Source organism: Mucilaginibacter sp., from assembly GCF_036383575.1.
Lineage (GTDB): Bacteria > Bacteroidota > Bacteroidia > Sphingobacteriales > Sphingobacteriaceae > Mucilaginibacter.
In genome coordinates this window covers 1-5,521 of the sequence record NZ_DASVOB010000333.1, presented here as the reverse complement: position 1 = coordinate 5,521, position 5,521 = coordinate 1, and the positions used below count along the sequence as shown (strand labels likewise).

Annotated in this window: 3 protein-coding genes and 1 pseudogene; all 4 read right to left on the bottom strand. The window is 40.2% G+C overall.

Annotated features, from left to right (window positions below; translation table 11 throughout):
* Positions 1–216: 216 nt before the first annotated feature.
* Positions 217–495 (bottom strand): 30S ribosomal protein S15, encoded by a 279-nt coding sequence (gene rpsO / locus VF500_RS11465; protein WP_243486851.1) that lies wholly within the window; start codon positions 493–495, stop codon positions 217–219.
* A gap of 461 nt (positions 496–956) precedes the next feature.
* The gene (locus VF500_RS11460) at positions 957–1,910 is read right to left on the bottom strand and encodes an adenylyltransferase/cytidyltransferase family protein (protein WP_330859795.1); all 954 of its coding nucleotides are present in this window, start codon (positions 1,908–1,910) and stop codon (positions 957–959) included.
* Between the two features lie 37 nt (positions 1,911–1,947).
* Positions 1,948–4,182, bottom strand: coding sequence for a S41 family peptidase (locus tag VF500_RS11455; RefSeq protein ID WP_330859794.1), 2,235 nt, complete (start codon positions 4,180–4,182; stop codon positions 1,948–1,950).
* Between the two features lie 130 nt (positions 4,183–4,312).
* Positions 4,313–5,521: pseudogene (locus tag VF500_RS11450) on the bottom strand (hypothetical protein); the annotation flags it as partial.

Here is a 5,521-nt window from a genome sequence, read left to right as displayed (position 1 = left end):
TCCGCTTGTTTGGCCAGTTTACCTGTTTCGATCTCAATGGTGCGTCCGTCGCCCAGATCAATAACTTTTTTAATTACGTTTAAACTCATCTTTTTTTGTTTGTGATGCACTTTTCATCTTCGGGAGCGCATCGGATTTTATGTGTGTAAATATATGTTTCAAAAGTAAAAAAGCCATCCTAAAATGGGGATGGCTTTTAAATAAAAAAGGAGAGAATTACTTAATGATATCCCTTAGCTGTAAAGCCTTGATGATAGCACGATATCTTTCAATGTCTTTTTTGAATAAGTATGCAAGTAAAGCGCGACGTTTACCTACTAATTTTTGCAGTGATAACTGGGTTGAAAAATCATGTTTGTTTTTTTTCAGGTGACCAGTTAAATGCGCGATGCGTGTGGTGAATAAAGCTACTTGTCCTTCTGCAGAACCTGTGTCTGTAGCTGATTTACCGTGTTTTGCAAAGATCTCTGCCTTTGCTTCTTTACCTAAATACATTACTTGAATAATATTAAAGCGTTAACTATTTTATTAATTGTGGGTGCAAAGATAGTGATTAATTATGCAAAAGCAAGGGGGTGGTGAATTTTGAGTGAATGATTGATTGGGTTGGATTAAGTGAGTGGTTGATTGAGTTGGGTTATGTGAAAAATTGATTAGGATAATAGCCTTTGTAGTTGTCTGAACCTGAATTTTAAGGAATTAAAGAATTAACAGAATGATAAGCACATTCAAAAAGTTCTTAAAATTTCGTAAAATTCGAGTTCAGACATAAATAAATCCAAAATCGAAAACCCCAAATCCGAAATCAATATGACGTTACCTGCGGCCCGCGCTATCCGCTCATACGCCTGCAGGCCTTAACCACTTGGCCGGTATCCGCTACTATCGCTAACGCAGATTCTTTAAGACTTCAACCAATCACTCACTTAATCCAACTCAATCAACCACTCATCAAATCACAACAAATACTCTCCTGCTTTACCATATTTTTCCAACTGCCTGATGCCGGTACTGGAGATATGCTCAAACTCCATATCGCAGAAAATAGCAGTTACACTAATACTCTTACCACCTAACTCCTGCAGGTAGCGGTATTGGTTCAGTTCGTATTGCAGATCGGATCCGTTTCTTAACCCGCGGATGATGGTAACATCATAACCCAGCCCCTCTATAAATTCGGTGAGTAATCCTTCGTAAGTTTCAATCTGCCGGTATTTTAAAACATCCGGCAATTCATAAGTGGCTTTATCCTTCCCCGGGTTAACGCCGCGAGCTATAATTACCTTATCAAAAATGCGCTCGGCCTTTTGCAGTATGTTGTAATGCCCTTTATGGAAAGGATTAAAGCTTCCGGGATACACAGCAATGTGGGGTTTAAAGTTTTCTACATAGGTTATCAAATAATCCAGGGCAGGGTTATTAATACCCTGCTGTAAACTTTTCAATACCTCTACCCTCTTCTCCCGGTAAATTTTGTGGTCAACAAACTGGAACTCCTTAAAGATCTGCTGTTCGTAAATCAGCAGTTTGTCGAATGGCTGCTTTAGGATATTCAAATCGGCAGCACTAAAAACTGCCGACAATGCAGAGCCCGGTTTATGATGTTTGGTATCCAATATTATATCGGTCACGAGAGATTTAAGCGCACTATCCCCTGTAAACACCTCTTTGAAATACTGCGCCGAATCTTCTTCATTAGTAGCTGAACGGGGATCATAAATAATATCATGAAAAACAGTGGCCAGCAACAATACATCATTATCACCGTAACCTTGGCTTTCTAATTGTTGCCATATGTCGTCCAGGTGCTCAAGGGTGTGGTAAAACCGGTGCGGTTCATGGTAGCGGTCTAACACAGTTTCGTCAATACCACACCTTTTTAACCCGACTATTTGTTCGCTAATTTTCATGGCAATTTACTTAAAACGCAATTTAGAAAAAACTTAATTACTGCTCTATGATCAAAGCCTTCGCTTTTTCAAGCGGCTCGTCAATTCCTGCTTTGATACCTTTAATGGTGGGTTTTACTATTACATCAATTTTAACACCCTTGCGCTGGGTTTGTGTTCCATCAGGGTATAATATTCCTATTCCGGAAAACAGCGAACTTATCCCCCCCGGTAAGACAATTCGCGATACATCACCATCCGCACCCGCCGTGGTACTTCCTATAACCTTAACATTGGGGGAACTTTGAAAAGCCATCGTAGTAAATTCGGCCTGGCTTTGTGATTGTTCATTTACGATCACTATAACTTTACCCGGGTATGAATTGTCCGGATTAACATCAAGCGGAGATGCTTCAACAAATGAACCCGGCTGATTAATACTTCCTTTTGTAGACTTAACAAATGGCGCAGAGCCAGACTTAATATATGCACCAAATGTATAAGGCATAAATTCAGAAGGGTAACAGCGCATGTCAATAATAATACCTTTTGTGTTCTTAAACATCTCCCTGATGGCGGGCAGATTCGCGTTGTGATATTTTGCAGGATACACGTACCCAATGTTTTCATTTATTAAGTAGTAGCCCGGATCTTTAACATTAACATTGCTGTTATTCATTAAGCCGGCCTTGGAAACAAGTAAGCCTTCATTAGCTCCACTTAAAGTATTTCCATCCCGTTGTATTGTAAATTCAAAGTGCGGGTTATTGCTTCTCAATAAATAATTGCCCGGCATATCCCTTAATTGCGTAGTATAGTTGGACGCGGCAGTTATAGGCAGGTATTTCCTAATCAGCTCGTCGACGGCAACATTATTAATAGCCGTTATTACATCTCCTATCCTGAACCTTTTTTTAACAGCAACCGAATCAGATTCAAAACCGGTTATCACTAATTTATTTTCCACAAAACCAGCTTTAAAGGATGGTCTGTATTTACCACGATAAGCTTCCAACTCTGCATTACCACTCCAGATATTGGCGTGGGTATCATGAATACTGCTGATAAGCTTGAGCGTGGTGAGTATATATTCAGTTGAATTTTTATCATTCACAAACTGCGGAATAAACTCTGGCAAAGTTTGGTTCCAATCTTTGCCTATCAAATGCTTATAAGGAAAAAAGTACTGCACCATATTCCAATATTTAAACAGGCAAAGCAAGCGGCAACCTGTATCCGGATATTTTATGTTGTAATATCCGCTTTCGTGATCAAATATTGGATTACCTATTCCCGTCATGCCCATGTAGTAGCTTTCAGTGATTTTATGGTTATCTAAAATAGTTTGGAGTTTGTCGGTAAGTGACTTATTGAGTACCGAATGATCAAAGATGTTTCCATAGTCGGCTATGGGCTTAACCTTCTTATCCGTATTGGGTTTACAGCTATCACAAGCGTTCACTTTACCAAGCTTATCAGTCCATTGCTCAAGAACCTTGCTTAACTCGTTATTACTACGGGCCTTGATAACATCCGGCATCACCCTAAAAAGCTCCGCATCCATATTATAGTTGCCTTTTGCGATTTCAGGGTGGTGATATTTCAAAAAGCCCCAAACCTGGCCAAGCAACTTTAAATTAATAATTACCTGTGGATCGAGTACAATGGTATTAATGCCAGATCCACGTATAAATGCAGTATCCATGTCAGCTTTAAGCCGGATAACTTTTTTAGGCACAGCATTTTCAATGGGTTTCCCGTCAATAAACAGTTCGATATTATCGAACCAAATTTTCCCCTTACCTGCCAGGAGCGCGCCGCCAACTATGTTGATAGCCTTTTGGCTATCGTAGGGCAATTTAATGGTATATTGTTTCCAAGCGGTTGTGCCATGTATATTTTGCCCTTGCATATTGTCAAAAGCGGATGTGCCATCAATCCGAAGCCAAAAACCAGCGAAACCTCCGTTTACTCCTTCGGTTTTCAGGTAACCTCTCAGTTCTACTTCACTGCCTTCAAACGTCTTGGGAATGCCAAAGGTAACAGCACCAAACCCGGCAGTGTCTGTTGTGGATGTGATAGAAAGCGCGTATTTGCCATGCTGCACGGTACTGCTATCTAAGGCGAATTTATAATCCTTCCCATCGGAGAGCATCCAGCCGACCGGGTATTTACTTACATAATTAATTTTTTCAAAGTCACCGTTAAATTCATCTTTGGAACTTTGACCAATAGATTTACTACAACTAAATAAACATGCAAAAAGGGATAAAAGCAGCAGGCTGTTTTTCATTGATTTGGATAGGTTAAGTTTATAATGAAACCTAAACGCTATTTTATATGATTTAATATATAGCAAACATTAAATCACATAAAAAAACGTACACCCAATCTTTTCAATGAAAATTTACTGCATTCAAAGGCTACTTACCTTCTGTCCAGCTTTTAAAAATGGCAGCCTGTAATTTATCGGGGGTTGGCAAGGGCGTAATTTTAAATGTCTTTTCCCTCAGCCTGCCTAAAACAATGGTTACATCTTTCTTTTCCCCATTCTTTAGCAAACCCAGTGTTAAGCTATCTCCGGTGTTTTTTGTTTCGAAAGCTTTAAAAAGTACATCCTTGGTTGCAGGGCTGCCATCAACCATAAGTATAACTGTACGGCCTCTGATACCGTTATCCCAGGCGGGTGATTTGTAAGCGACGGTATTGATCCGGAGGGTGTCGCCCTGCTGCCGCACATTAAGGCCGGCCCATGATTCTGAAACTACTTTAGTCGCCGTATCAACAGCTAAACCGCCATAAGCAAAATATTTAGGATAATCGGGCGGTTTAACAGTTGAGGCATATTCAAATACTTCAGTTAAAGGTGCACCGGCCATTTTTTCGCATTCGTTCCTAAATTCCTGTTCTGTAAAACCACGGTTTAGTTTTTTATAATATTTATAATAAAGCAAACGCATTACATCATCAAGCGTTTTTTTGTTTTGGGTAGCGTGACGAATGCTAAAATCAAGCATCAGGCCCAGAATCGGCCCTTTATCATAGTAAGAGATGGTTTTATTAAAATCATCCGCTTGCCTTCCATTAGGCCCGTCGTCCCAGGTATCATAACTGGCCTGCGTTGCCGATTGATATAAATGGCCCGGCTGGTTTTCATAATTACGTAGATTATTCTGAAAATCGCCAAACATATCTTCATTATTCATCAACCCGGCATGCCTGGTGATCATGTACTCATAGTACACGGTAAACCCTTCTGATACCCACAGCATATTAGTATGGTTCTCCTTCGAGTAATCAAACGGACCAAGTTCAACCGGCCTGATGCGTTTAACATTATAATGATGGAAATATTCGTGGGCTATAAAATTATAAAGCTTTTTACGGGCTTCGGGTGTATTAAATCCTTCGCCGCCGCTAAAGCTTAACGAGGTTGAGTTTAAATGCTCAATACCACCGCCGCCAGCGCCTATTGATAAAAAAGTGTAATGCGTGTAAGGGATCTCGCCTATGATGCTACTCCCCGTTACTACGATCTTTTTCAGGTCATCCATAAATGCCGGCCTGTCAAAAGCGGGTAGCTTATAGCCGATAAAATTATGTGGTTTGTTTTGTACGCTGAATGGCGGCAG